The following is a 26,393-nucleotide window of genomic DNA, read 5'->3' as shown; positions in this document are numbered from 1 at the left end:
GACGCCCGGTGGCCCAGCTGCGGCCGTCGGCGCACGGAGATCCGGTCGGACGTCCGGTGGTGGACCCGGCCGAACCTACTCGCCCCCGACCGCCGCCTGTCAACAGCGGCTTGACCTGCGTGGATTGACCGAATCAGCAGGTCAACGCAAGGCCGGGGAAAGTTCCATGCCATCCCGACGGAGAACCGTTCGGGGCATCGGCCGTTGACCCGTCACTCGTTCGGCCGTGCGAAGACCGTACGGCCGCCGACCACGGTGCGCATCGCCGTCGGCAGCGGGAGCCCGGGGGTGAGGTCGGGCAGGCCGGGGGTGCCGGAGCGCGGGTCGGTCGACCAGTTGGCGACCCGCTCGTCGGGGGCCTGGACCACGAGGTCACCGGCCTGCCACACCACGTAGTCCGCGGGTGCGCCGGGCACGAGGACGCCCGCGTCGTCGCGGCCCACGGCACGCCAGCCGCCGCGGGTGTGGGCGTTGAACGCGCCGCGGACGGAGATGCGGTGCTCCAGGGTCCGGTGGAACGCCGCGGCGCGCAGCGTGCCCCAGGGGTCGAGCGGGGTGACCGGGCTGTCGGAGCCGAGGGCCAGGGGCACACCGGCCCGGGTCATCGCCGCGAACGGGTTGAGGGTGCGGGCCCGCTCGGCGCCGAGGCGCTGGGCGTACATGCCGTCCTCACCGCCCCACGCGGCGTCGAAGGCGGGCTGTACGGAGGCGACCAGGCCCAGCTCGGCGAAGGCGGCGATGGTCTCCTCGGACATCATCTCGGCGTGCTCCACGCGGTGGCGCAGCGCGCGCACCCGGTCCAGGCCCACCCGGGCGGCGGCCTCGCGCACCCCCCGCGCGACGGCCGCCACGGCGGCGTCGCCGATCGCGTGGAACCCCGCCTGCACCCCGGCCTCGGTGCACACCGCCACGTGTTCGGCGATCGCGTCCGCGTCCAGGTAGGCGGTGCCGCCGGCGGCGGGCGCGTCGGTGTAGGGGGCGTGCAGGCAGGCCGTACGGGAGCCGATGGAGCCGTCCACGAAGAGGTCGCCGCCGGCGCCGACGGCGCCCAGGTCGCGGATCCGCGCGAGGTCCCCGGCGCGCGTCACGGCCTCGGCCCAGTAGCCGAACACGTGCGGCCCGGGCTCGGCGGCGGCGAGCCGCAGCAGCGCGGTGAGGTCGTCCTCGGAGGAGATGTCCGGCCCTGCGCACTCGTGGACGGCGCCGATGCCGAGCGAGGCGGCGTGTGCGAGCGCGGCACGCTGGGCCGCGGCGCGCTGCTCGGGCGTGACGGCGGCGTAGGCGGCGCGCCGGACCGCGTGGTGGGCGTCGCGGGTCAGGGGCCCGTCGGGGTGGTGGCCGGCCATGGCCTCGGCGCCGGGGACCAGCGCGAGCAGGGCGCTGGTGACGACGGCCGAGTGGACGTCGGCGCGCGTCAGGTACAGGGGGCGGCCGCCGGTCGCCGCGTCGAGCTCCGCGCGGGTCGGCGGACGCTGCTCGGGCCAGCGGCTCTCGTCCCAGCCGTGACCGAGCAGCACGCGGTGGGCGGGGTGGGCGTGCGCGAACGCGGCGACCCGGGCGAGGGCGTCGGCCAGGTCCCGGGACGGGGCCAGGTCGAGGCCGGTCAGCGCCAGGCCGGTGGCGGTGGTGTGCACATGGGCGTCGGTGAAGGCGGGGGTGACCAGCGCCCCGTCGAGGTCGATCACCTCGTCCGCGCCCGCCGCGTAGGAATCCGCGGCGCCCTCGGAGCCGACCCAGGCGACCGTGCCGCCGTCGACGACCATGGCCGTCGCGAAGGGGTCGGCGGGGCTGTAGACGTTGCCGCCGCGCAGCAGCACGGTGGTGGTCGGCTCGTTCGTGGTGTGCGGCACTGGGTTTCGCCTCGCGATGTGATGGTGGGCCCGCCCGGGTGCCGGTGGGGGCGGGGACGGGATGGTGCGGTGGGTCGGGGGCCGAGGGTCCCCTCAGACGCGTGGTGGTCGCGCCTCGTACGGCGTGGAGAGGACGACCGTGGTGCGGGTGGAGACCCCGGCCAGTGTGCGGATCCTCGCGAGCAGGTGCTCCAGCTCGATCGGGGTCGCCACCCGGACCTTGAGGATGTAGTTCTCCTCGCCCGCGACGCTGTGGCAGGCCTCGATCTCGGGGACCTCGGCGAGCCGGTCGGCGATGTCGTCGGGGGCGCTCGGGTCGAAGGGCTTCACCGAGATGAACGCCGTCAGCGACAGGCCCACCGACTCCGGGTCCACGATCGCCGCGTACCCGCGGATCACCCCGCGCTGTTCCAGGCGCCGGACGCGCTGGTGCACCGCGGACGTGGACAGGCCGGTGGCCTTGCCCAGGTCGGTGTAGCTCATGCGCCCGTCGGCCACGAGAAGTTCCACGATCTGCCGGTCCAGCTCCTCCACAGCGCAAGAACCTACAGGGTCCGCGGTCGCCGGCGGTATCCGGCCGCCCCGGCACCGGTCGGGGCCGGGGCCCCGGGTGCCGGGCCTCGGGGGTCAGGGGCAGATGCGGACGCAGAGGAGGCAGGTGTCGTCCCGCGGGTTGGCGGGGCCGAGGGCGTGCGTGAGGACGGCGGCGACCGTGGTGCAGTCCTCCGTGGCGACGCGCTCGGCGACGCGGGCGAGGTCGGCGAGGCCGGTGTCGAGATCCTGGCCGCGGCGCTCGATGAGACCGTCGGTGAAGAGGAAGAGCCGGTCCCCGGGGCGCAGCGGGGTCTCGCACAGGCCGTAGACGCTGTCGCGGCCGGCGCCGAGGATGCGCCCCTCCGGGCGCTCCAGGTACGCGGCGCGTCCGCCGTGGAGGTGGAGCACGGGGAGGTGCCCGGCCTGCGCCCAGGTGAGGACGCCCTCGGCGGGCCGGTACTGGGCGAGGACCATGGTGGCGGTCGCGGAACCGGTGTTCATGAGCACCTGGTTGAGGCGCTCCAGCAGGCGGTGCGGGGGCGTGCCGCTCAGGGCCATGGCCTCGGCGCCGTAGCGGAGCCCGGCCATCGTGGCCACGGCCTCGACGCCGTGGCCGGCGACGTCGCCGACCGCGAGCATCACGGAGCCGTCGGGGAGCGCGACCGCGGTGAACCAGTCGCCGCCGATCTGGATCGTGCTCTCGGCCGGCAGGTACGAGACGTCGCAGCTGACGCCGCCCAGCTGGAAGGGTTCCTCGGGGACGGGCAGCAGCGCGCGCTGCAGCCGCCGCGCCAGGATGTGCTCGGCGTTCAACGTCCGCTGCTGCGTGCTGAACGCGCGGTGGGCCTCGTCGAGGGCGATCTCGCCGTGGCGCAGGTCGGTCAGGTCCTGGAAGAAGCCGTGCACCACCACGGGCGTGCCCTCGGCGTCGGTGACGGCCTCGGCGACCATGCGCAGGTGGCGGGTGCCGTGGGCGGTGCGGATACGGAAGGGCGCGTCGACCGGTTCGCCCCGTTCGAGCAGCGCGTGCACCGCGGCGCCCACGGCGGGGACGTCCTCGGGGAAGAGGTGCTGCGGCAGCTCGTCGAGCGGCATCGGCCCGAGTGCCGGGTCCCGGTCGAAGACCGTGTACACCTGCGGCGACCAGCTCAGGTCGTCCGCGACCAGGTCCCAGTCGGCCCAGCCTAGGTTGCCCAGGTGCTGCAGGCGGCGCAGCCGTTCGACCTCCCGGTCGGCCGTGTCGTGCCGCAGCCAGGACACGACGAGGGCATCGCCCAGGCGCGCCGCCGCCACGGAGTAGGTGGAGGTCCGCGGTATGCCCGCGGCCACCTCGTGGTACTCGAAGAGGTCGCTCTCGAACGGCTCACCGGTCGAGAGGGTCTCCAGGTATCCGTGCCAGAGCGGGGTGCCGGCCACCGTCGGGTAGCACTCCAGGACGCGCCGCCCGACCAGTTCGCGCCCCGTACGCCCGGCCACGTCCACCGAGGCCGGGGCGGCCGCCTCGATGCGGAAGTCGGTCACCTCGCCCTCCGCGCCCCGTACGGGGACGAGGAGGACGGCGGCCTCGAACAGGGTGTCGAGGACGGCCTGGACGGTCGCCGGCCAGGTCACGGCGGGGACGGGTGACAGGCACGTCTCGCAGGCCCGCGCGGCGGCGGTCAGCACGGCGCGGTCGGCGGCGTCGAAGTCGCCGGGGCGTTCGCGGAGGAATCCCGCCACGCCCACCACGTCCTCGCCGCGGCGCAGCGGCAGCCAGGCCCGGGAGGCCCATGTGCCGGGGCGGTCGCCCACGAGGGCGCGGTCGGCGCCGTCCTTGTCGAGGCCGCGGAGCCACACCGGGCGGCCCAGGCGGACCGCCTCCACGGGTGCCAGCTCCGCCAGCGGCGGCACGTGTCCCCAGGCGGATGCGGTGCCCGCGTCGATGCCCGAGTGGGCGACGAGGTCGAGCCCGCCCGCGGGTGCGCTGGTGTAGAGCAGGACGGCGTCGACGTCCGCGCTCTCCCCGAGTCGCCCGACGAGCAGCCAGGTCAGTTCCTCCGAGGTGCCCGCGGCGGTGCGGACGCCGTCGATCCCCAGCGGGCGCGGAGTCGGGCGGCGGTGCCGGGAAGTGTACCTGGACGAGGTGAAGACGGAGGGCAGTTCGCCGGGCGGGGGGACGCCGGAGTCGGCGGCCGGTTCCGGCTGCTGCGGCGGGGTGAGCGGGACGCGGGGGGTGTGGATGTCGCCGAGGAGCGCCCATGCCTCCTCCAGCACGGTGCGTCCGGCCCGGTTCGCGCGCCGCTCCAGTTCCTCCTGGGCGGCGCCGGGGCCCACCCCGAGCCGTCCCATCAGGACTCCCCTGGCCCGTTCGGCCGCGGACCGGGCGGGTGCGGCGAGCCGCTCCTCGTCGAGTTCGGCGCGGAGCCGGGCGACGGTACGGGCCAGCTGGTCGGCCGCGGACCGCTCGTCGGGCCGGCCACCGGACGCGGAGGCGACGCCGTCGTGGCTCACTCTGCGAGCATCGCACAATCACTCCCCGGGGGAATCCCGCGCCGGGTGGGCGGCGGGGGGACGCACCGTATCGGGACGATTAGGCGCATCCGCACCGGGAAGCCGACCCAGAGGATTCCTCGGAAGGAGAGCACCCATGGGCACGATCAGCGAATCCGTCGACGTCGGCGTCCCGCTGCACACCGCGTACAACCAGTGGACGCAGTTCGAGGAGTTCCCGAACTTCATGGAGGGCGTGGAACAGGTGACCCAGGTCGACGACCGGCACAACCACTGGGTGATGAATGTCGCCGGTGCGCGTCGGGAGTTCGACACGGAGATCGTCGACCAGCTTCCGGACGAGCGGGTCGCGTGGCGCACCGTCACCGGGGACGTACGGCAGCGCGGTGTCGTGACCTTCCTGGAGCTGGACGCCTCGCACACCCGGGTCAACCTCGCCATGGAGGTGGAGACCTCCGGGCTCGCGGAGAAGGCGGCCGACGCCCTCGGCGTCGTCGACCGGCGGGCGCGGGGCGACCTACGGCGGTTCAAGCACTTCATCGAGGAGCGGGGCAGCGAGACGGGCGCCTGGCGCGGCCGCGTCGCCCCGGGCGGATGACCTCCGCCCGGGCCGGCGTGCCCGCAGCGCGGCGGCGGGCGGCCACCGGCCGGCCCCGGGGACGCCCGCACGCCGAGGGCCTCACCGCACCAGACCGACGGAGGACCCGATGGACGCCGTGCGCGACCTCTCGACCGCTCCCGTGACCGCCGAGCCCGCGCCGCCCGCGGCGCGCGGCCCCCTCTCCCGGACCGTGCTGGGCGCCCTGACCGGGGGCCCGCCGGGAACCGCCCTGCCGCCGCCCGCCTGCGCGGTCGAGGACGCCGATCCGTTCGGCGAGGACCTGCAGCTCGCCCTGCACGTCTGCTACGAGCTCCACTACCGGGGCTTCGCCGGGGTGCACCCGGGCTGGGAGTGGGATCCGGGCCTGCTGGCGCTGCGCGGTGCCATGGAGGGAGCCTTCGGGACGGCGATCCGCGCCGGCCTGCCCGCCACGCCGGACGGCGCCGCGGGCCGAGCGGCCCTGGAGGCTGAACTGGAGGGGCTGCTGGTCGAGCCTCGTGAGGCCCGCGGCGTGTCGCACTTCCTCCGTGACGAGGCCACCTGGGAGCAGCTGCGGGAGTACTTCGTGCACCGGTCGGTCTACCAGCTGAAGGAGGCCGACCCCCAGGCGTGGGTCATCCCGAGGCTCACCGGCCAGGCCAAGGCAGCGCTCGTGGCCGTCGAGTACGACGAGTTCGGGAGCGGGCGCGGGGAGCGCGTCCACGCGCAGCTGTACGCGGACCTGCTCCGGGACGCCGGGCTGGACTCCTCCTACGGGCACTACGTGGACGCCGTGCCGGCCGTCACCCTCGCCACCGTGAACCTGATGTCCTGGCTGGGCCTGCACCGGGAACTGCGCGGGGCCCTCGTGGGACACTTCGCCGCCGCCGAGATCACCACCGCGCCGTCCGCCCGCCGGACGGTGGAGGCCATCGACCGGCTCGGCGGCGGCGCCGCCTGCCGGCACTTCTACGACGAGCACATAGAGGCCGACGCGGTGCACGAGCAGGTGATGCGCCGCGACGTGATCGGGGACCTGCTGGCACGTGAACCGGGTCTCACCGCCGACGTCGTGCTGGGGATCCGCGCCACGGCACTGCTGGACGGGCGCCTGGAGGAGCACCTGCTGGGCGCGTGGCGCGCCGGGCGCACCTCGCTGCGCACCGCACCGGGGCTCTCCCTGCCGTCCGGTTCGTCCGGATCGTACGGGGAAAGGGCACCTCAGGAGGCTCGGGCAGCGCGTCGCAGCGGCGTCCAGCCCGCCGAGCAGGCCTGAGCAAGGAGGTCGAGCGATGGGCTCAGCACCCCTGGGGACCGTGGGGACGGCACGCCGCGCGGCGGCCGGCGCCACCGTGCGCTGAGGCAGCCGCGATGGCAGGTGGGGCGGCCCGTTGGCTCCGGCATCCTTACCGGTCCTGGCGGGACTCACGGGCGGGCCGCATGTGGCACGAGGGCGGCGAGCTGGAGCTTCTGCAGCGCTCGATGGGATTCGCGGCGCTCGGCCTGGTGACGCTGGTCCCGCTGCTGATCGTGGTCGCCGCGGCGGTGCCCTTCCACGGATACGGCTTCGCGCAGTGGGTCGTGGACGGCATGGGGCTGTCGGCCGAACCCGCACAGGCCGTGAAGGAGCTGTTCGCCGCCCCGCGCAAGGTGATCAGCAGTACGAGCGGTCTGAGCCTGCTGGCGCTGGCGCTGTTCGGGCTCTCCTTCGCGGCGTGCGTCGAGGTCGGGTACACCCGGATCTGGCAGGTGCCGCCCACCCCGTGGCACCACGTGTGGCGGCGGGCCGTGTGGCTGGCGGCGCTGACGGCCTACCTGTTCGCGGAGGCGCAGAGCGGCGCCGTGCTGGGCGGGGGGTGGCCGGACACGGTGCTCCGCGGCGGCACGGGCGTCGCGCTGGGCTTCCTCTTCTTCTGGTGGGGCCAGTACTTCCTGCTGGCCGGACAGGTGCCGTGGGCGGCGCTGGTGCCCGGGGCGATCGCGACCATGGCGGGCCTCATCGGGCTGCGGGTGTTCTCCTCGTTCGTGTTCGCCCCGCTGATCGTGACCAACGCCGTCTCGTACGGGGCCGTCGGCACGGTGCTGATCGTGCAGTGCTGGCTGATCGGGGTGGGTTTCGTGGTGTTCGGGGGCGCCCTGCTGGGCCGTCATCTGCAGAATCCGAGCAAATGGTTTCATCAGGGACCTTACGGGCAGGCGGAAGGGAGCGCCGATCGACCCCCGGAAGGAGAACCCCATGGGTGCCGAGAAGAAGGTCAAGAACACCGGTCAGAAGATGAAGGGCAAAGCCGAGGAGGCCACGGGCAAGCTGACCGGCGATGAGAGCTTGCGGCTGAAGGGCAAGGCCGACCAGGCCAAGGGCGATGCCAAGCAAGTAGTGGAGAAGGGCAAGGACACCCTCGACCACTGACGCCGGCTCGTCCGCACACCGTTTGTGGGGTGCCCGTGGGACCGTCGGGGCGCAGCGCGCCCTCCGGTCCCACGGGCGTGCGGTGGCGGGCCCGGCCGGTCGTGGCGACGCCTGCCGGTCGCGGCCGGTCAGAAGCGCAGGTAGAAGCGGATCGTCGTGCCGTCGCCGGTGGCGCGCTGGCGCACCAGGTCGGCGATGCGGTTGACCATCAGCAGGCCCCTGCCATGGGGCAGGTCCCGGGACGCCGGGCGGCGCCCGGCGAGCGGGTCGGTCAGCCGTCCGCGGTCGTGCACCTCGCACACCACGTGGCCGTCCTCCCCCCAGACGTGGACCGCGCCCGAACCACCGCCGTGCAGCACGCTGTTCGTGATCAGTTCGCCGACGGCGACGGAGAACTCGGCGAGCCGGTCGCCCTCCAGCCCCAGGCGGCGCGCCTCGGCCGTCGCGGTGTGCCGGGCCTCGGCGAGTTGCGGCTCCGCGAAGCCGAAGGCGAGCGCGCCGGAGGGGCGTTGCGGCAGCCGGTTGTGCGCGGCGATCACCCGGCGCGGGGCGTAGTGGGCGCTGCGGTGCTCACGGCCACCGTCGAGCACCACGGGATGGGTGGCGCGGGCCTCCGCCAGCACCGCGGAGTCCAGCCGGGCGGCGTCGTAGGGGCACAGGATCGTGACGGTACGTCCGGCGAACGCCATGTTGATCAGTGCTTCGTGCTGGGCGCACGCCGGGTACTCGAGGGCGCTCCGCCCGGGCCAGACGGGCTCCCCGATGATGCGCACCCGGCCCGCCGGGCGGCTGTCGGCGAAGGCCCGCAGCACACCGGGGATGATGCGGCCGGGATTGCGCCCGGCCCGCTCCATGTCGATCCACCGCACCTCGGTGCCGCGCGGGCCCAACGCGGCGCGCAGCTGGGCGAGGCGGGGCGGGGGCACCGCGACGGCGACCGGTTCCCCCGCGTCCATCCCCTCCAGCAGGAAAGGCACCGTGTCGGCCGTGTACTCCTCCGCGTCCCGGTAGAACAGCGCGGGGTGCACGAACGGTCCGGCGTCGCATACCTCGCCGACCTCACTCAGCACGTCGCCACCTCCCACCCCCGGGGCCGACCCTACCAACCGGTTCCCGGGAGTCGCAGGCAGTGACGAGCCGTCAGCGAGACGTCGTCGAGGCGACGCCGAAGCCTCGTCGAGGCGTCAGCTGTCGTAGTCGACCGCCAGCTTCTCGGAGACCGGATAGCTCTGGCAGGTCAGCACATAGCCCGCGTCGACCTCGGACGCCTCGAGGGCGAAGTTGCGGCGCATCTCCGCCTTGCCGTCGGTGACGAGTGCCCGGCAGGTGCCGCAGACGCCGCCTTTGCAGGCGAAGGGCAGATCGGGGCGGGTGCGCTGGGCGCCGTCGAGAACGCTGCGGTCACGCGGAAGCGCGGCCGTGGTGGTGCGGCCGTCGAGGACGACGGTGACCTGGCTGACCGGGCCCTCGGTCACGGCGTCCTCGTGGCGGAGCGGGATGACGGGTTCGTCGTCGGCGTAGAACAGCTCCTGGTGCACCCGGTCGTCCGGCACGCCGAGCCCGGCGAGGACCTGCTGGGCGTCGACGACCATGCCGTGCGGACCGCACAGCCACCAGTGGTCGGCGTTCGGGACGTCGACGAGGCCCTCGACGAGCGCGGCGAGCCGTCCGGCGTCCAGCCGGCCGGAGAGCACGTCGGCCTCGCGCGGTTCCCGTGAGAGCACGTGGGCGAGCTGGAACCGGGCGGGGTACAGGTCCTTCAGCTCGGCGAGTTCGTCGGCGAACATGACCGTGTCCGTGCGCCGGTTGCCGTAGAAGAGCGTGACCTCGGAGCCGAGGTCGGCGGCGAGGACGGACTCGGCGATGGAGAGCATCGGGGTGATCCCGGAGCCCGCCGCGATGAGCACATGGTGCCCGGGCGCGGTGAGGTCGGGGGTGAAGGCGCCGGTGGGCCCCATGACCTCGACGATGTCGCCCGGGCGCACCTCGTGCACCAGCCAGGCCGAGAACAGCCCGCCGGGCACCACGCGCACCCCGATGCGGGGGGTGGCACCGGAGGGTGAGCAGATGGAGTACGAGCGTCGCTCGTCGCGGCCGTCGACCTCGCGGCGCAGCGTGAGGGACTGCCCGGGCGCGAAGGCGAACTCCTCGGCCAGTTCGCGCGGTATGTCGAAACTGACGGCGGCCGCGTCCTCGCAGAGCGTCTCGACCGCGGCGACCCGCAGGCCGTGGAACGCCGGGCGGCGGCGGACACGCGGGGCCGGCGCCTGCGGGGCGGGGGTGGTCGGGGCCATCAGATCTCCTTGACGTACTCGAACGGCTCCAGGCAGGCACGGCAGCGCCACAGGGCCTTGCAGGAGGTGGCGGCGAAGCGCGAGGTCTCCTCGGTGTCCGCCGAACCGCAGCGGGGGCAGGCGACCGAGCACCGGGTGGTGGTGAGCACCAGCGGCACCGGCCCGGCGGCGCGCCGGGGCGCGGGGCCGGGTGGTGCGATGCCGTGCTCGGCGAGCTTGCGGCGGCCCTCGGGGGTGATCCAGTCGGTCGTCCACGGCGGGTCCAGGACGGTGCGGATCTCGACCCGGGGGAAGCCGGCGGCGCGCAGCCGGGCGGCCACATCGGCGCGCATCTCCGCCATGGCGGGGCAGCCCGAGTACGTGGGGGTGAGGGCGGCGACGACGGTGCCGTCCGGGGCGACCTCCACGTCGCGCAGCACGCCGAGGTCGGCCAGGGTCAGCATGGGCAACTCTGGGTCCGGCACCTCGGCGGCCACGCGGGCCGCCCGGTGCGCGTCGGGGAGCACGGTCACGGCGCTCACCAGACCGCTCCGGGGTGCGCCCGGGCGATGCCCTGCAACTCCGCGAGCAACGGGGCGAGGTGTTCGGTGCGGTCGCCCTCACGGCCGTGGCCGGGCAGGGGCTCGGCCTCGACCGCGGGCAGCCCGGCGGCCTCGGTGACCTGGCGCAGCGCCGCGGTCACCTCGTCCCGCACACCGGCCGGGTCGGCGCCGCACGTCGCGGCGGCCGTGAAGAGCTCCTCCAGGTAGGGGGCGGCCTGCTCAAGACCGGCCCGCATGCGGCGGTGCGACTCCTCGGTGCCGTCGCCGAGCCGTACCACCCACTCCGCGGCGTACTGCCGGTGGTAGGTCAGCTCGTTCACGCCCTTGGCGGCGACGGCGGCGAGCACCGGATCCTGCGCGGTGCGGGCGAGGGGCTCGAAGACGGCGAGCCGCCAGCAGGACGTGACCAGCAGCCGGGCCATGGAGAACGCGAAGTCCCCGCAGGGAAGTTCGGCCAGGCGCACGTTGCGGAACTGGGCGGCGTCCCGGAAGTAGGCGTAGGCGTCCTCGTCGCGGCCGGTGCCGTCCACCTGACCGGCGCGGGAGTAGAGCAGACGGGCCTGGCCGAGCAGGTCGAGCCCGATGTTGGCGAGGGCCACCTCCTCCTCCAGCTCCGGGGCGCGGGTGCACCACTCGGCCAGGCGCTGGGCGGCGACCAGGGCGTCGTCGCCGAGCGCCAGGCAGCGGGCGGCCAGCTCCGCGGCGTCCACGCCCTCGGGCACGGCGGTGTCGACGCCGTGCAGCGGGTCCTCGAAGCCGGTGCCGAACGCCCAGCGGGCGTCGCTGTCGTCGTGCCCCTCGGCCAGGGACAGGTAGACGTGCTCGTCGCTCATGCCCTGCTCCTAGATGTGGGGGACGTCTTCGGGGATGTCGTAGAAGGTGGGGTGCCGGTAGACCTTGTCGGCACTGGGCGTGAAGAAGGGGTCCTTCTCGTCCCTCGTGGACGCGGTGATGTGCTCCGACCGCACCACCCAGATGCTCACGCCCTCGTTGCGCCGGGTGTACAGGTCGCGGGCGTGGGTCAGCGCCATGCGGTCGTCGGCGGCGTGCAGGGAGCCGACGTGGACGTGGTTCAGGCCGCGCTTGCCGCGGACGAACACCTCGTACAGGGGCCACTCGGCCCGGGTCGTGCTGTCGCCGGTGGTGCTCATGCCACGGCTCCTTCCTCTGCCCGGGCCGCCCGCTTGGCGGCGTGGGCGGTCGCGGCCTCGCGCACCCAGGCGCCTTCCTCGTGTGCGGAGCGGCGGCGTTCCATCCGCTCGCTGTTGCACGGTCCGTCGCCGCTGATGACGCGCTGCAGCTCGGACCAGTCGGGGGTGCCGAAGTCGTGCCGGCCGCGCTCCGCGTTCCAGCGCAGCTCCGGGTCGGGCAGGGTCACGCCGAGCCTGTCGGCCTGCGGGACGGTCATGTCGACGAACCGCTGGCGCAGCTCGTCGTTGCTGTGGCGCTTGATCTTCCAGGCCATGGAGGCGGCCGAGTTGGGCGAATCCCCGTCGGGCGGGCCGAACATCATCAGTGACGGCCACCACCAGCGGTCCACCGCGTCCTGCACCATCTCCCGCTGGGCCTCGGTGCCGCGCATCATCGTCATCAGCAGCTCGTAGCCCTGGCGCTGGTGGAAGGACTCCTCCTTGCAGATGCGCACCATGGCGCGGGCGTACGGCCCGTAGGAGGAGCGGCACAGCGGCACCTGGTTGCAGATGGCGGCGCCGTCGACGAACCAGCCGATGACGCCGACGTCGGCGAAGCTGAGGGTCGGGTAGTTGAAGATCGAGGAGTACTTCTGGCGGCCTTCGATCAGGCGCTGCGTGAGGTCCGCGCGGTCGACGCCCAGGGTCTCGGCCGCCGAGTAGAGGTAGAGCCCGTGGCCGGCCTCGTCCTGGACCTTCGCGAACAGGATGGCCTTGCGGCGCAGTGAGGGGGCGCGGGTGATCCACTCGCCCTCGGGCTGCATGCCGATGATCTCCGAGTGCGCGTGCTGCGCGATCTGCCGGACCAGCGTCCTGCGGTAGCCCTCGGGCATCCAGTCCCGCGGCTCGATGCGCTGGTCCCGCGCGATCGTGGCGTCGAAGTGCTCCTGGAGCAGCGTCTGCGCGCCCTCCGCCGGCACGGTGGCGTTCGGTGTGGTCATCGATACCAACTTCCCCTACCGACCATTCGTTCGGTTACAGTCTGACGAACTTTGCCGCACCCGGCAAGCCCTGTGGACGACGGCGGCCCGCCCTCCGCCGAAGCCTCCGCTCTCACACCCGCTCCACCAGCATCGCCACGCCCTGGCCGACCCCCACGCAGAGGGTGGCCAGGCCGCGGCGGCCGCCCTCGCGCTCCAGACGGCCGAGAAGGGTGAGCAGGATGCGGGCTCCGGAGCAGCCCAGCGGGTGGCCGAGCGCGATCGCGCCGCCGTCGGCGTTGACCCGCTCCTCGTCCAGCTTGAGGCGGCGGACGACCGCGAGCGCCTGGGCGGCGAAGGCCTCGTTGAGCTCGACGGCGTCCAGGTCACCGGTCTGCCATCCGGCGCGCGCGAGGGCCTTCTCCGTCGCCGGGACGGGTCCGAGGCCCATGAGGTGGGGCTCGACACCGGCGGTGGCGGTGGTGACGATCCGGGCGCGGGGGGTGAGCCCGTACCGCTCGACCGCGGCGCGGCCGGCGACCACGAGGGCGGCGGCGCCGTCCGAGAGCGGCGAGGAGGAGCCGGCGGTCACGATGCCGTCCTCGCGGAAGATGGTGCGCAGCGACCCGAACTTCTCCAGCGTGGTCGAGGGGCGCGGCCCCTCGTCTCGGGTGACCTCGCCGCCCTTGACGGCGACCGGCACGATCTCGCGGTCGAAGCGACCGGCCTCCTGGGCCGCGACGGCCCGCTGGTGGCTGCGCAGCGCGAAGGCGTCCGAGTCGGCGCGGGTGATCCCGTCCAGGGCGGCGACCTCCTCCGCGGTCTCCCCCATGGACAGGGTGTCCTTGGGGGTGAAGCGCGGGTTGGTGAAGCGCCAGCCCAGGGAGGTGTCGTGCACCTCGCCGGGCTTGGCCCACGGGGTGCCGGGCTTGGCCATCACCCACGGGGCGCGGGTCATCGACTCCACACCGCCGGCGACGACCAGGTCCGCCTCGCCGGAGCGGATCGCCTGCGCCGCCGAGGCGACGGCGGTGAGACCGGAGGCGCAGAGCCGGTTGACGGTGTAGCCGGGCACGGTGTGCGGCAGACCGGCCAGCAGCGCGGCCATCCGGGCGACGTCGCGGTTGTCCTCGCCGGCCTGGTTGGCGGCGCCGAGGATCACCTCGTCCACGGACTCGGCCGGGATCCCGGCACGGCCTACGGCCTCGCCGACCACCAGGGCGGCCAGGTCGTCGGGGCGCACGGACGCGAGTGCGCCGCCGTAGCGGCCCTGCGGGGTGCGCGCGCCGTCGATCAGGAAGACCTCGTCAGCGGGTCGCGCGGGGAGGTGCTGGGACATGCGTTCCACCTCTTGACAGGCAGTTCGGATGCTGGATTACCTTGAGCGTGCCGCACGCTAACCGAATGTTCGGTCGGTTCACAAGGGTGGTGACGATCGTGAGGGGTGCCATGGACACGACGCAGGGCCCGGCGGAGAGCATGTTCGCGGCGGACAAGGCGTCGCAGAGCCTCGGCATCGAGCTGCTGGAGACCGGCGACGGAACGGCCGTGCTGCGCATGACCGTCACGCCCGCCATGGTCAACGGGCACGGAATCGCCCACGGCGGCTACCTCTTCCTCTTCGCCGACACCGCCTTCGCCTGCGCCTGCAACAGCCACGGCCCGGTGACGGTCGCCGCCGGCGCCGACATCAGCTTCGTCGCCCCCGTCCACGAGGGGGACGAACTGGTGGCCACCGCGCAGGAGCGCACCCGCTTCGGCCGCAGCGGCATCTACGACGTGAGCATTCTGCGGGGCGACCAGGTGGTCGCCGAGTTCCGCGGGCGCAGCCGCAGCATCGGACGCACGAAGGAGAACGGATGAGCAGCGAGCCGGCGAACCGGGCGACCGCGGGGACGCGCCTGGGCGAGCCGCTCCCCCAGGGCCTGCTGGACCCCGCCGAGAAGCTGAGCCCCGCGCAGCTGCGGGAGCTGCAGTCGACCCGGCTCCGGGCGACGCTGCGCCACGCGTACGACAACGTCGAGGCGTACCGGAAGAAGTTCGACGAGGCCGGGCTGCGCCCCGAGGACTGCGCGAGCCTGGACGACCTGGCCCGCTTCCCCTTCACCACCAAGGCCGACCTGCGCGACAACTACCCCTTCGGCATGTTCGCCGTCCCCATGGACCAGGTGCGCCGCGTCCACGCCTCCAGCGGCACGACCGGCCTGCCCACCGTGGTGGGATACACCGAGAACGACCTGTCCATGTGGTCCGACGTGGTGGCCCGCTCCATACGCGCCGCCGGCGGCCGTCCCGGCCACAAGGTGCACATCTCCTACGGATACGGCCTGTTCACCGGCGGTCTGGGCGCGCACTACGGCGCCGAGCGCGCCGGGTGCACGGTGATCCCCGCCTCGGGCGGCATGACGGCCCGCCAGGTGCAGATCATCCAGGACTTCAGGCCCGAGATCATCATGGTCACCCCGTCCTACATGCTCACCCTGCTGGACGAGTTCGAGCGCCAGGGCGTCGACCCGCGCGGCACCTCGCTGCGGGTCGGCATCTTCGGCGCGGAGCCGTGGACGGAGGAGATGCGCCGGGAGATCGAGGAGCGCATGGACATCCACGCGGTCGACATCTACGGCCTGTCCGAGGTGATCGGCCCGGGCGTCGCCCAGGAGTGCGTGGAGACCAAGGACGGCCTGCACGTGTGGGAGGACCACTTCTACCCCGAGGTCGTCGACCCGATCACGGGCGAACCTCTGCCGGAGGGCGAGGAGGGCGAGCTCGTCTTCACCTCCCTCACCAAGGAGGCGCTGCCCATCATCCGTTACCGCACGCGCGACCTGACCCGGCTGCTGCCCGGCACCGCCCGCCCCGCCTTCCGCCGCATCCAGAAGATCACCGGCCGCTCCGACGACATGATCATCCTGCGCGGGGTGAACGTCTTCCCCAGCCAGATCGAGGAGATCGTGCTGCGCACACCCGGCGTGGCCCCGCACTTCCAGATCCGGCTCACCAAGCGCGGCCGGATGGACCACATGGAGGTCGTCGTCGAGGCGCGCCCGGACGCCGGGGCCGCACTGCGCGAGGAGGCGGCGCGCTCCGTCGCCGCCGGCGTCAAGGACGGCGTGGGCGTGAGCGTCGAGGTGACGGTCGTCGAACCCGACACCGTCGAGCGCTCCGTCGGCAAGATCCGCCGCGTACGGGATCTGCGGGCCGGATAGCGGCGCCGGAACCCGCCCCGCGCCCCTCCCCGGCCGACCGGATTGACATGCAGCCGTGTGGCTGCCTATGGTCGACAGGCAGCCACACGGCTGCATGTTCGGCGCGACGGGGAATCGGGATGGACGAGGTCTTCAGGGCACTGGCCGACGCCGGCCGCAGACGGCTGCTGGACAGCCTCAACGCGCGCAACGGCCAGACCCTGCGCGAGCTGTGCGCCGAGCTGGACATGGCCCGGCAGTCGGTCAGCAAGCACCTGTCCGTGCTGGAGAAGGCCCAGTTGGTCACCACGGTCCGGCGGGGCCGGGAGAAGCTGCACTACCTCAACGCCGCTCCGATCAACGCCGTCGCCGAGCGATGGATCGACCGGTACGACCGCGGGCGCGCGCAGGCGCTCGCCGACCTGCAGAGAGCATTGGAGCAGGCACCCATGAGCGAGTCCGCATTCGTCTACACGACGTACATCCGCACCACACCCGAGCGCCTCTGGCAGGCCCTGACCGACCCGGCGTTCACGCGCCGCTACTGGGGCGTCGCCTTCGAGACGGAGTGGGCGGCCGGCTCGGCGATGGTCTGGGAGGAGGCCGGCGCCCGTACCGCCGATCCCGCCCAGGTCGTGCTGGAGTCCGAGCCGCCCCGCCGGCTCTCGTACACCTGGCACACCTTCACCCCGGAGTGGGCCGCCAACGCCGGGGTGGACGAGGAGGTGCGCGCCCGGCTGGCCGCGGACCGCCGCTCCCAGGTGACGTTCGAGATCGAACCGCTCGGGGAGACGGTCAGGCTGACCGTCGTCCACGAGGCCCACGACCCGGGCAGCGCGGTGCTGGGCATGGTCTCCCAGGGCTGGCCCGCCCTGGTGTCGGGCCTGAAGACGCTGCTGGAGACCGGCGAGCCGCTGCCGGAACCAAAGGCCTAGCCGTGGCCTAGCCGTGGCCTAGCCGTGGCCTAGCCGTGGCCTAGCCGTTTTGTCGGGGGAGGTTGTGGACGCGATGCCCGCCGGCACGCCCCCTCCGTCCGCGGCCGACTACGGGCTGGGCCGGGCGTCACCGTGATCGCTCACCGGTACGCCCTCCGCCGCGATACCGAGGCCCGGGCCGGCCCGGGTGGTACGCCGGCGCGTAGAACGCTCCCCGGCCGCCGCGACGACGGTGAGCAGAAGGGTCAGGCCGACCCCGGCCAGGATCGCGACGTCCGGCCCGGTCACCTCGAGCAACGCACCGGAGAGGCTGCCCGCCGCGGCGTAGCCCGCGCCCACGGCGGCGTACATCACCGAGTAGCCGGCGGCGAGCGCGCTGGCGGGCAGGACCTGCCGCAGTTGCAGGTTCCGGGTCAGCATCGCCCCCGCCTGCAGGACACCGGCGACCAGCAGGATCGCGCCCATCCAGGGCGCCGACGGAAGTACGGCGACGAGTGCCACGCACGCCGACACCGCGAGCAGGAGCACCAGCGACTGCACCGGCAACCGCCCCGGCCAGGCGGCGCGCAGCCCGTACAGGAAGGACCCGACCCCCGACCCGGCAGCGAACCCGGCGAGCAGCGGCCCGGCGAGACCGAGTGCCATCCCCCGGTGCTCCAGGAGCGCCGGCAGGATCAGCTCGGCGAGGGCGAGCAGCGACAAGGACGCGGCGCCCGTGACGTAGACCGGCCAGGCGCGGATCGTGATCCGGAGCATCGACTCACCGCCGCGGTCCCGGCGGTCGGTCCGCCATCCGGCGGGCAGCGCCCACAGACCGGCCACCGAGGCCGCCATGAGGACGGCGGCGAGCAGCAGCGGGGTGTACGGGGCCACGCCCAGCGCGAGCCCCGTCACCGCGGCCGGGCTCACCGCCCAGATCGCGAAGGTCAGCACCGACTCGGCGCTGAGCGCCTGCGTCACGGCCCGCTCCGGCACGATCGAGGTGAGCAGTTGCCGCATGCCACCGGGGGCGGCGGCGGGAGCCGCCCCCGCCAGGAACGCGAACCCGGCCAGTACGGCGGGGTGGGCGCCGGGCAGGACCCCGAGACCGGCGAAGCCCACCGCTCCCGCCGCGAGCCCCAGCGCCAACTGCGGCCGCGCCCGCTCGGCTTCGAGCCGCATGCCGAGCAGTGGCGCCCCGGCGATCTCCCCGATCACATAGGCGGCGGCGAGCAGCGCGCCGAACGTGTAGCCACCGGTCCGCTCCCGCACCAGGAACACCAGCGCGAGCGGCGCCATGGCCACCGGCATCCGCGCCCCCACGGCCACGGCCCCCCAGGTCAGGACGGGCCGGATGAGGATGTGGCGGTACATGCCCAGGGACATGGGGGCGACCGTAGCCGGGGGTCCGGTACCCGGCAACAGGTTTGCCGGGGCGGGGTGTCAGAGCCGCGCGCGCAGGAAGGCCAGTGCCTCCGCGTCGTCGTCGATCGCGCCGCCCTCGTGGCCGTTCCAGGGCCACACGGCCATCTCCTTGGGCCCCGCGTACGCGTTGTACGCCGCGAAGACCGTCGAAGGCGGCGTGATCTCGTCCATCAGGGCGGCGGAGAAGCGGGCCGGCACCTTGGCGCGGGCGGCGAAGTTGACGCCGTCGAAGTAGGACAGGGTGCGCATGACCCGCTCGGCGTTGCCGCGGTGGACGGCGAGGTAGCGGCCGATCTCGCGGTACGGGTCGGCGTCCGTGATGACCGCGGCCCGCGGGAAGTCGCACAGGAACGGGACGTGCGCCACCACGGCGTGTACCTCGGGGGCGAGGGCCGTCACGGCGAGCGCGGTGCCGCCGCCCTGGCTCGCGCCGAGGACCGCGATCCGGCCGGCGTCGACCGAGGGCAGCGTACGGACCGCGTCCACGGCGCGGACGGCGTCCGTGAACAGGCGGCGGTAGTAGTAGGTGCGGGGGTCGTCGATGCCGCGGGTCATCATGCCGGGGGCCTGCGGGCCCGTGGTGCCGGAGTCGGGGGTGTCGCCGCGGCTCCAGCCCGAGCCCTGGCCCCGGGTGTCCATCTGGAAGTGGGCGAAGCCCGCGGACGCCCACAGCAGGTTGTCCAGGGCGTGGCCCCTGCCGCCGCCGTAGCCGACGTACTGGACGACCGCGGGCAGCGGTCCCTCGGCGCCGTGCGGCAGCCGCAGCCAGGCCCGTACGGGCTCGCCGCCGAAGCCGGGGAAGGTGACGTCGAAGACGGCCACCGTGCTCAGCCGGGGTCCGGGCGCGGGGGTGACGGTGACCGCGGCCGTCCCGGCGGCGCGCGACTCGGCGAGCGTCGTCCGCCAGAAGTCGTCGAAGTCGGCGGGCACGGTCTGGGTGCTGCGGTGGTCCCGCAGTTCGGCCTCGGGGAGGTCGGTGAACAACGTCGGCTCCAGGTCAGGGGGCGAGCGGCCGGTAGTCGAACCAGTCGACGTCGGCGACGGTGGCGGAGGGGGCGCCGTGGGCGGTGGCGTACGGGCCGAGCCAGACCCCGAGGAAGCCGCCGGCGCGGGGCGAGCTGAGGAAGCCGCCGTCCACGGCGGTCAGTTCGGTCTCCGCGTCCGGTCCCGCGCCGGCCGGGGCCCAGCGCAGCCCGTAGCGCTGGCCCTCGGCGTGGATCCGCAGCACCACGGGACCGGAAGGCAACGGCGCCTCCGCGACCAGGCGTTCCTCCCCGCCGGTGCGGACCGCGGCGAGCACGCGGCGGCCGCCGCGGCCGTCGCCGGCCACCGCGAACACCAGATGGTCGGCCTCGGACTGGCGGACGGCGAGCCCCGCCCACTCCCGCGGCGTCCGGGGCTCCACGTCCACGAGCGCGCGGACGCTGACGTCCTGGTGCTGCTGACGCCGGCCGAGGAAGCAGGGGGTGCCGGCCTCGGCGAGTGTCGCGGGCCCGAGCGGCAGCCGGAGCGCGCCGGGGCGTGCGGTGAGCGACCAGAAGGGTTCCGCGGTGCGCACCTGGTTCCACCGCGGGTCCAGCAGGGGGCCGTCGAAGTCGTCGCGCACCGGCTCCGGTTGAGACCCGTCCGCGGGAGCGGCGACCGCGGGCGGGCGGAACGGGCCGATCGCGGTGCCGACGCCGGGTGCGAAGAGCGGCCAGCCGTCCTCCCAGCGCACCGGGACGAGGAAGGTCTCCCGTCCGAGGTTGGGGTGGTACCCGCCGTACGGGCGGCTGCCGAGCAGCACCGCCCACCACTCACCCTCCGCCGTCCGCACCAGATCGGCGTGGCCGACGCCGACGACGGGGAAGTCGCGGCCCAGGTGGCGGTGGGTGAAGACCGGGTTGGCCGGGTTGCCGGTGTACGGGCCGGCGACGTGGTCGGCCCGAGCGACGCTGACGGCGTGCCGGTGCTCTGTGCCACCCTCCGCGGCCAGCAGGTAGTAGCGGCCGTCCACCTTGTACAGGTGGGGCCCCTCGGCCCACACCGCGCCGTGCAGCGCCCCGCGCCACAGCAGGTGTTCGGGGCCGGTGAGGGTCAGCTCCGCGGTGTCGAACTCCCGCAGCCAGACGTCGGTCTGCCCCTCCCACTCCCCCGGTTCCGCGAGCCGCGTGCCGGTGCACCAGGCGCGGCCGTCGTCGTCGAAGAACAGGGAGGGGTCGATGCCGGGCGCGTCGTCCAGCCACACCGGGTCGCTCCACGGCCCGGCGGGGTCGGTGGCGGTGACGACGAAGGTGCCGCCCCGTCCGCTGCCGCCGACCAGGGTGGTCACGACGTAGAAGCGGCCCCGGTGGTGCCGGATCGTCGCGGCGAAGATCCCCTCGGAGGAGGCGACGGTACCGAGGTCCACCTGCGAGGGCCGGTCCAGGACGTGCCCGATCGGCCGCCAGTGGACCAGGTCGCGGCTGTGGAACACCGGGATTCCAGGGAAGTACTCGAACGTCGAGGTCACCAGGTAGAAGTCGGTCCCGACCCGGCAGACGCTCGGGTCGGGATGGCAGCCCGGCAGGACGGGGTTGGCGACGGTCCCCGCCGCCTCCCCCGTCCCTTCGGGCAGGCTCACCTGGACTCCTCCGGCGCGCCGGTGACCAGCGCGTGCAGCCGCCGGGTGTGGTCCACCTGCCGTGCCGGACCGGTCAGTTCGGCCCGCACGGTGAACCGGACGTCGGTGCTGGAGGCCGCCAGCCGCACCTCCAGCTCGCCCGGTTCCACGACGCGGCGGCCGTCCCGGCCGGTGAAGGCGGCGACGTCGGCGGGGACCGTGACGCCGATGCGCCGCGCCTCGCCCGCCTCCAGCGGCACCCGGAGGTAGCCGACGAGCCGCTGCACCGGCTGGACGACGGAGGCGATCGGGTCGTGCAGGTAGACCTGGACGACCTCGCTGCCCGCGCGGCCACCGGTGTTGCGGACGGTGAAGGACAGCTCGACCTCGCCGTCGGTGCCGGTGACGGCCCGGCCGTCGGCGCCGTGTACCTCCGGCGCGGACCACTCGAAGGCCGTGTACGTCAGCCCGTGGCCGAAGCCGAAGGCCGCGGCCGGGTCGATGTTGGAGACCTCGCTGGCCCGCGCGAGCGGCGCGGCGAGGTAGGTGGAGGGCTGGACGCCCGGGTGCCGGGGCACGCTCACCGGCAGCCTCCCGGACGGGTTGATCCGCCCGCTCAGCACTCCCGCCAGGGCCGGGGTGCCCTCCTGCCCCGGGAAGAAGGTCTGGACGACGGCCGCGGCCTCCTCCACGGCCCGTCCGAGGGCGTAGGGGCGGCCGGCCAGCAACGTGAGCACGACGGGCGTCCCCGTGTCGAGGAGCGCGTCGAGCAGCCGCTGCTGCACGCCGGGCAGGGTGAGCGACTCCGCGTCGCAGCCCTCACCGCTGGTGCCGCGGCCGAAGAGCCCGGCGCGGTCGCCGAGCGCCGCGACGACCACGTCGGCGTCGCGGGCCGCGCGTACGGCCGCCGCGATGCCGGAGACATCGCTGTCATCGACGCCGCAGCCCGCCACCGTCACGATCTCCGAGCCGGGGAACTCCGCCACCAGGGCCTGGCGCAGCGTCGGCAGGTCGATGCCGAGCGGGGTGTCCGGGTGCTGCGCGCCGACGTGCACGGGGAAGGAGTAGCAGCCCAGCACGGCGGTCGGGGTCTCCGCCTGGGGACCGACGAGCGCGATGCGGGCGGGCCGCCCCAGGGGCAGGGTGCCGTCGTTGCTCAGCAGGACGGCGGACCGCTCGGCCAGGCGCCGCGACAGGTCCCGGTGGGCGGCGGAGTTCAGGTCGACCGTGCCCCGCAGGCCCTGCGGGTCGGAGAGGTCGGCCCCGGCGAGCGCGGACGGCACGGGGCTCCACCCCGGGTCGAGCAGGCCGAGCTGCGCCTTCTGGGTCAGGACGCGGCGCAGCGCGCGGTCCACGAGCTTCTCGTCGACCAGCCCCGCGGCGACGGCGTCCCGCAGCGGCTGCCCGAAGGTCTTGACGGTGGGGAGTTCCACGTCCACACCCGCGTGGAGCGCGGTGCCCGCGGCGTCCGCCCAGTCGGCGGCGACGCCGTGCAGGGTCTTGAGGAACGCGATCCCGAAGTAGTCGGCGACCACCGTCCCGTCGAAGCCCCAGGTGTCGCGGAGCAGGCCGGTCAGCAGCTCCTCGTCGGCGGCCGAGGGCACGCCGTCGGTGTCGGTGTACGCGTGCATCACGGACCGGACGCCGCTCTCCCGGACCGCCATCTCGAAGGGCGGCAGGACGACGTCGGCGCGCTCCCGCGGACCCATGCTGACCGGCGCCAGGTTGCGCCCGGCGCGGGAGGCGGAGTAGCCGGCGAAGTGCTTCAGGGTGGCCACGATGCCCGCGGACTCCAGGCCCTGGATGTAGGCGGTGGCGATGGTCCCCACGAGGTACGGGTCCTCGCCGATGGTCTCCTCGACCCGGCCCCAGCGCGCGTCGCGCACGACGTCGAGGACCGGGGCCAGGCCCTGGTGGACGCCGACCGAGCGCATGTCGCGGCCGATGGCCGCGGCCATCACCCGGACCAGCTCGGGGTCGAAGGAGGCGCCCCAGGACAGCGGGACGGGGTAGGTGGTCGCACCCCAGGCCGCGAAGCCCGCGAGGCATTCCTCGTGGGCCATGGCCGGGATGCCGAACCGGTTGGCCGCGGCGACCCGTTGCTGGGTGCGCATCAGGGACAGGGCGCCCAGGGCGGGGTCGACGGGGACGGTGCCGAAGGGCCGGGTGAGCTGTCCGAGGCCGTCCGGCAGGAGCTCGTCGAGGCTGGGCGGCTCCTCCATGTCGTGCTGGTGGGGGGCGACTTCGGCACCTTCGCCGGAGGCGCCGACCCAGACGCCGTAGAGCTGGGCGATCTTCTCGTCCAGGGTCATCTCGCGGATGAGCGCCTCGACGCGGGAGTCGGCGGTCACGTTGTCGTTCACTTTCCTCCGACGCCCATGAGGCCCTGCACGAGGGCACGGCGGGCGAACAGGTAGACGAGCAGGACGGGAATCGTGGACAGCACCACGGCGGCCAGCAGGCCGGGGATGTTGATGCCGTACTGGGTCCGGAAGTTGTAGAGCCCCAGAGTGAGCACCTTGGTCTCCTCGGACTGGGTGAGCACCAGGGGGAAGAGGAAGCCGTTCCAGGCCTGCAGGGCGGAGAAGACGACGATCGTCGACAGTCCGCTTCCGGACAGCGGCAGGACGAGCTGGAAGAAGGTCCGCCGGACGGAGGCGCCGTCCATGGCCATCGCCTCGAACAGCTCGCTGGTGATGTCACGCATCGTGCCGGTCAGGATCAGGGTGCAGACCGGCAGGCAGAACGCCGCGGTCGGCAGGATGACGCCGATGAGGTTGTCGTAGAGCCCGGCCTTGCTGATCACGTAGAACATCGGGACGATCACGGCCTGCGCGGGGATGGCCAGGCCCAGCAGGAAGAGCCGGAACACCTGGGACACACCGCGGCCCCGGTTGCGGACGATGGTGAACGCCAGCGGCGGCACGAGCAGCAGCACGATGGCCACGACGCTGACGGTGACGACGACCGTGTTCAGGAAGTACTGCCCGAAGCCGTTGCTGAAGTCCTGGACGTAGTTGTCCAGGGTGAAGGAACGGGGGAAGGACAGCGGGCCGCCCGCGCTGTAGTCGGCGCGCGATTGCACGGTGGCGCCGAGCATGACGTACAGCGGCGTGCCGACCAGGCCCAGCCACAGCAGGGCGCCCAGTCCCGCGAGGTAGTTGGGGCGTCGCCTCATCAGAGCCCCTCCTTGGTGCCGGTCATCTTGTCGTAGCCGGAGACGCGGACGACGACCAGCGAGATCACCGTGGCGACGACGACGAGCATCAGCGCGACCGCTGCGCCGGCGCCGAAGTCGAAGCCCTTGAACGCCTTGTCGTACATGTAGTAGGCGCTGATCGTGGTGTCGGTGCCGGGGCCGCCCTGGGTGAGGATCAGCACCGTGTCGAAGGTGGTGAGACCACCGACGATCATCAGGATCATCGAGGTGATGATCGAGTTGCGCAGCTGCGGCAGCGTGACGTGGAAGAACTGCCGTACGGTGCCCGCGCCGTCGATCTCGGCGGCCTGGTAGAGCACCTGCGGGACGGCCCGCGCCGCGCCCTGGTAGATCAGCGCGTGGAACGGGGTGAACTGCCAGGTGCTGACGAAGACGAGTACGCCGATCGCGGCGGTCTGCGTGCCGAAGAGGTTGCCGTCGCCGAACAGCCAGCGCGCCTGCGAGGGGACACCGAAGTTGGGGTCGAGCAGTGCGCGCCACAGCACCGACACGGCGGTGGCGGAGAGCAGCAGCGGCACGAAGAAGATCGCGGACAGCACGGCGCGGTTCCGCTCCGGACCGGCCGCCCAGACGCCGAGCAGGATGCTCAGCGGGGTCTGGACGACGACGCCGAGCACGGTGAGAAGCACGCTCAGCCAGAGGCTCTTGATCATCACCGGGTCCTGGAAGACCTTGACCCAGTTGTCGAAGCCCGCGTACTCGGGCGAGCCCAGACCGCTCCAGCTGGTGAAGGAGAGGACCGCCACCAGTACCAGCGGCACGATGGCGAAGAGGGCGAAGAAGATCGTGGCGGGGAGCGCCCAGGCGAGGCCCGGCCGGCCGATGGAACGGCCGGCCGGACGACGCGTCTGCCGCTTGCCCGTCACGGTGGCGGTGAGGGAGACCATGCGGGGGACGTCGCTCTCAGGAGGTGGGCAGGGCCTGCATGGCCTTGATGAAGCCGTCCGCGTCGATCTGGCCGTTGAAGAACTGCTGCACGGCCTGCTGTATCGGCGTGCCGGCCGACGGCGGGTAGGCCTGGTCCCACGACAGCTGGAACGACGGGGCCTTCTCGACCAGGTCGAACTGGTACTTCAGGTACTCGGGGTGGTCCGTCGTGTCGAGGAACTGGGTGGTGTTCGTGGTGGTCGGCAGGTTGCCGATGGCCAGCTGCTGCTTGACGAAGTCGTCGGAGTACATGAGCTTGAGGAACTCCGCCACCGCTTCGGGGTGCTCGGTCTTCTTCAGCACCGAGTAGAAGTTGTTGGTGTTGCCGACGACGTTCGCGGCGTCACCCTTGCCGCCGGAGACGGACGGGAAGTTGGTGTAGCCCAGGTCGTTCTTGGCGAAGTCCGGGCTGGCGTCCTGCTGCGTGGAGTACTCCCAGGAGCCCATGAGCTCGAAGCCGGCCTTGCCGGAGGCCAGCAGCTGGGGCGAGCCGCCGTCGGTGAACTTCACCGAGTCGTAGTTGGTGCCGAAGGCACCGGCGTCGATCAGCTCCTTGAGCATGCCCAGCGCCTTCTTGCTGTCCTCGCTCTCCCAGGCGCTCTTGTCGCCGCCGAGCGCCTTGGTGAACAGCTCCGGGCCGGCGATGCGGTCGTAGAGGTACTCGAACCACATCAGGGTCGGCCACCGGTCACCGCCGCCGAGCGCGATCGGGGTGACGCCCTTGGCCTTGAGCTTTCGGACGGCGTCCAGGAGCTCGTCCCAGGTCTTCGGCGGCTGGACGCCGGCGTCGGCGAGCACCTTCTTGTTGTTGAACATCAGCACCGGCTGGGTGCCGCGCATCGGAACGCCGTAGGACTTGCCGTCGACGACCGCGGTGTTGAAGACCGAGGGCAGGAATTTGTCCTTCAGGCCCGGGTCCTTCTTGATGAAGTCGTCGAGCGGGAGCAGCAGACCGGCCTTCACGAACGGCTGGATGCTGCCGCCTCCCCAGTTGAAGAAGACGTCGGGGGCCTGCTTGGTGTTGATGACGGTCTGCAGCTTCTGCTGGTAGTCCGCACCGGGGATCGTGTCGAGGACGGCCTTGACCTTCGAGGTCTTGTTGAACTCGGCGACGATCGCCCTCTCCACCTTGTTCGCGGAGTCGCCGTACACGAGGACGTGGATCGTCCCGGAATCACCCCCCGCCGAGGCGCCGTCACCGCCGCAGGCGGTCAGGGTCAGACCCAGTGCCAGTGTCGCGCCGCCGGCGACGGCACGGGGGAACCACGCACGCTTCTTCATGTTCGACCTCTCGAAAGTTTCGGCCACTTTGCCGAAATTCGTTTGATGAG

The 26,393-nt window shown here is 73.3% G+C and carries 24 protein-coding genes; 7 read left to right on the top strand and 17 right to left on the bottom strand.

Annotated elements, in window-relative coordinates:
* Nucleotides 1-212: 212 nt before the first annotated feature.
* The 3 genes from B085_RS0130615 to B085_RS0130605 form a co-directional block, all read right to left on the bottom strand.
* Nucleotides 213-1,763, bottom strand: coding sequence for an amidohydrolase (locus B085_RS0130615; RefSeq protein ID WP_078620154.1), 1,551 nt, complete (start codon nucleotides 1,761-1,763; stop codon nucleotides 213-215).
* A 180-nt stretch (nucleotides 1,764-1,943) separates the two neighbouring features.
* Nucleotides 1,944-2,384 (bottom strand): Lrp/AsnC family transcriptional regulator, encoded by a 441-nt coding sequence (locus B085_RS0130610; RefSeq protein WP_018562423.1) that lies wholly within the window; start codon nucleotides 2,382-2,384, stop codon nucleotides 1,944-1,946.
* Nucleotides 2,385-2,477: 93 nt separating this feature from the next.
* Nucleotides 2,478-4,874 carry a SpoIIE family protein phosphatase gene (locus B085_RS0130605; protein WP_018562422.1) on the bottom strand — a complete coding sequence of 799 codons (2,397 nt, stop codon included), beginning with the start codon at nucleotides 4,872-4,874 and terminating at the stop codon, nucleotides 2,478-2,480.
* A 136-nt stretch (nucleotides 4,875-5,010) separates the two neighbouring features.
* On the opposite strand from B085_RS0130605, the gene B085_RS0130600 reads away from it, so the two are divergent.
* The 4 genes from B085_RS0130600 to B085_RS47560 all read left to right on the top strand — a co-directional run bounded on the left by B085_RS0130600 (nucleotide 5,011) and on the right by B085_RS47560 (nucleotide 7,864).
* Nucleotides 5,011-5,472, top strand: coding sequence for an SRPBCC family protein (locus tag B085_RS0130600; RefSeq protein WP_018562421.1), 462 nt, complete (start codon nucleotides 5,011-5,013; stop codon nucleotides 5,470-5,472).
* 109 nt (nucleotides 5,473-5,581) lie between these two features.
* On the top strand, nucleotides 5,582-6,730 hold the full coding sequence (locus B085_RS0130595; RefSeq protein WP_018562420.1) for an iron-containing redox enzyme family protein: 1,149 nt from the start codon (nucleotides 5,582-5,584) through the stop codon (nucleotides 6,728-6,730).
* 164 nt (nucleotides 6,731-6,894) lie between these two features.
* The gene (locus tag B085_RS44290; RefSeq protein WP_018562419.1) at nucleotides 6,895-7,776 is read left to right on the top strand and encodes a YihY/virulence factor BrkB family protein; all 882 of its coding nucleotides are present in this window, start codon (nucleotides 6,895-6,897) and stop codon (nucleotides 7,774-7,776) included.
* On the top strand, nucleotides 7,730-7,864 hold the full coding sequence (locus tag B085_RS47560) for a CsbD family protein (protein ID WP_234018705.1): 135 nt from the start codon (nucleotides 7,730-7,732) through the stop codon (nucleotides 7,862-7,864). Before B085_RS44290 ends, B085_RS47560 begins: the two co-directional genes overlap by 47 nt.
* A gap of 128 nt (nucleotides 7,865-7,992) precedes the next feature.
* Here B085_RS47560 and B085_RS0130580 read toward each other — a convergent pair whose 3' ends face one another.
* The 7 genes from B085_RS0130580 to B085_RS0130550 form a co-directional block, all read right to left on the bottom strand.
* A complete protein-coding gene (locus B085_RS0130580; RefSeq protein ID WP_018562418.1) occupies nucleotides 7,993-8,934 on the bottom strand; it encodes an anti-sigma factor RsbA family regulatory protein in 942 nt (313 codons plus the stop codon).
* 114 nt (nucleotides 8,935-9,048) lie between these two features.
* The gene (gene paaE, locus B085_RS0130575; protein ID WP_018562417.1) at nucleotides 9,049-10,158 is read right to left on the bottom strand and encodes a 1,2-phenylacetyl-CoA epoxidase subunit PaaE; all 1,110 of its coding nucleotides are present in this window, start codon (nucleotides 10,156-10,158) and stop codon (nucleotides 9,049-9,051) included.
* Nucleotides 10,158-10,679: a 1,2-phenylacetyl-CoA epoxidase subunit PaaD gene (paaD, locus tag B085_RS0130570; protein ID WP_018562416.1), complete on the bottom strand. Its 522-nt coding sequence runs from the start codon at nucleotides 10,677-10,679 to the stop codon at nucleotides 10,158-10,160. The genes paaE and paaD overlap by 1 nt, the downstream gene beginning before the upstream one ends.
* Nucleotides 10,676-11,533, bottom strand: a complete 858-nt coding sequence (gene paaC / locus B085_RS0130565; protein ID WP_018562415.1) for a 1,2-phenylacetyl-CoA epoxidase subunit PaaC — start codon at nucleotides 11,531-11,533, stop codon at nucleotides 10,676-10,678. Before paaC ends, paaD begins: the two co-directional genes overlap by 4 nt.
* A gap of 9 nt (nucleotides 11,534-11,542) precedes the next feature.
* The gene (gene paaB, locus B085_RS0130560) at nucleotides 11,543-11,851 is read right to left on the bottom strand and encodes a 1,2-phenylacetyl-CoA epoxidase subunit PaaB (protein ID WP_018562414.1); all 309 of its coding nucleotides are present in this window, start codon (nucleotides 11,849-11,851) and stop codon (nucleotides 11,543-11,545) included.
* A complete protein-coding gene (gene paaA / locus B085_RS0130555; RefSeq protein ID WP_018562413.1) occupies nucleotides 11,848-12,831 on the bottom strand; it encodes a 1,2-phenylacetyl-CoA epoxidase subunit PaaA in 984 nt (327 codons plus the stop codon). The genes paaB and paaA overlap by 4 nt, the downstream gene beginning before the upstream one ends.
* Nucleotides 12,832-12,943: 112 nt before the next feature.
* Complete coding sequence (locus tag B085_RS0130550) at nucleotides 12,944-14,149, bottom strand: thiolase family protein (protein ID WP_018562412.1); 1,206 nt, start codon at nucleotides 14,147-14,149, stop codon at nucleotides 12,944-12,946.
* A gap of 110 nt (nucleotides 14,150-14,259) precedes the next feature.
* Here B085_RS0130550 and paaI point away from each other — a divergent pair, with 110 nt between their 5' ends.
* From paaI to B085_RS0130535, 3 genes are all read left to right on the top strand, one after another.
* The gene (gene paaI, locus B085_RS0130545; protein ID WP_018562411.1) at nucleotides 14,260-14,673 is read left to right on the top strand and encodes a hydroxyphenylacetyl-CoA thioesterase PaaI; all 414 of its coding nucleotides are present in this window, start codon (nucleotides 14,260-14,262) and stop codon (nucleotides 14,671-14,673) included.
* On the top strand, nucleotides 14,670-16,016 hold the full coding sequence (gene paaK / locus B085_RS0130540; protein WP_018562410.1) for a phenylacetate--CoA ligase PaaK: 1,347 nt from the start codon (nucleotides 14,670-14,672) through the stop codon (nucleotides 16,014-16,016). The genes paaI and paaK overlap by 4 nt, the downstream gene beginning before the upstream one ends.
* A 119-nt stretch (nucleotides 16,017-16,135) precedes the next feature.
* The gene (locus B085_RS0130535; RefSeq protein ID WP_018562409.1) at nucleotides 16,136-16,930 is read left to right on the top strand and encodes an ArsR/SmtB family transcription factor; all 795 of its coding nucleotides are present in this window, start codon (nucleotides 16,136-16,138) and stop codon (nucleotides 16,928-16,930) included.
* A 108-nt stretch (nucleotides 16,931-17,038) separates the two neighbouring features.
* Here B085_RS0130535 and B085_RS0130530 read toward each other — a convergent pair whose 3' ends face one another.
* The 7 genes from B085_RS0130530 to B085_RS0130500 are packed head-to-tail and all read right to left on the bottom strand — an operon-like array spanning nucleotide 17,039 to nucleotide 26,343.
* Nucleotides 17,039-18,295: an MFS transporter gene (locus B085_RS0130530; protein ID WP_018562408.1), complete on the bottom strand. Its 1,257-nt coding sequence runs from the start codon at nucleotides 18,293-18,295 to the stop codon at nucleotides 17,039-17,041.
* 57 nt (nucleotides 18,296-18,352) lie between these two features.
* Complete coding sequence (locus B085_RS0130525) at nucleotides 18,353-19,318, bottom strand: acetylxylan esterase (protein WP_018562407.1); 966 nt, start codon at nucleotides 19,316-19,318, stop codon at nucleotides 18,353-18,355.
* Between the two features lie 13 nt (nucleotides 19,319-19,331).
* On the bottom strand, nucleotides 19,332-20,936 hold the full coding sequence (locus tag B085_RS0130520; RefSeq protein ID WP_018562406.1) for a glycoside hydrolase family 43 protein: 1,605 nt from the start codon (nucleotides 20,934-20,936) through the stop codon (nucleotides 19,332-19,334).
* On the bottom strand, nucleotides 20,933-23,227 hold the full coding sequence (locus tag B085_RS0130515) for a beta-glucosidase family protein (protein WP_078620153.1): 2,295 nt from the start codon (nucleotides 23,225-23,227) through the stop codon (nucleotides 20,933-20,935). The genes B085_RS0130520 and B085_RS0130515 overlap by 4 nt, the downstream gene beginning before the upstream one ends.
* Nucleotides 23,228-23,274: 47 nt before the next feature.
* The gene (locus tag B085_RS0130510) at nucleotides 23,275-24,093 is read right to left on the bottom strand and encodes a carbohydrate ABC transporter permease (RefSeq protein WP_018562404.1); all 819 of its coding nucleotides are present in this window, start codon (nucleotides 24,091-24,093) and stop codon (nucleotides 23,275-23,277) included.
* Nucleotides 24,093-25,022 (bottom strand): carbohydrate ABC transporter permease, encoded by a 930-nt coding sequence (locus tag B085_RS0130505; RefSeq protein WP_018562403.1) that lies wholly within the window; start codon nucleotides 25,020-25,022, stop codon nucleotides 24,093-24,095. Before B085_RS0130505 ends, B085_RS0130510 begins: the two co-directional genes overlap by 1 nt.
* 16 nt (nucleotides 25,023-25,038) lie before the next feature.
* On the bottom strand, nucleotides 25,039-26,343 hold the full coding sequence (locus tag B085_RS0130500) for an ABC transporter substrate-binding protein (RefSeq protein WP_018562402.1): 1,305 nt from the start codon (nucleotides 26,341-26,343) through the stop codon (nucleotides 25,039-25,041).
* Between the last annotated feature and the right edge of the window lie 50 nt (nucleotides 26,344-26,393).

This window comes from Streptomyces sp. BoleA5, from assembly GCF_000373665.1.
In the GTDB taxonomy this organism is placed as follows: Bacteria; Actinomycetota; Actinomycetes; order Streptomycetales; family Streptomycetaceae; genus Actinacidiphila.
The sequence above is the reverse complement of the archived record's forward strand: the minus strand, read 5'-3'. Positions and strand labels throughout refer to the sequence as shown.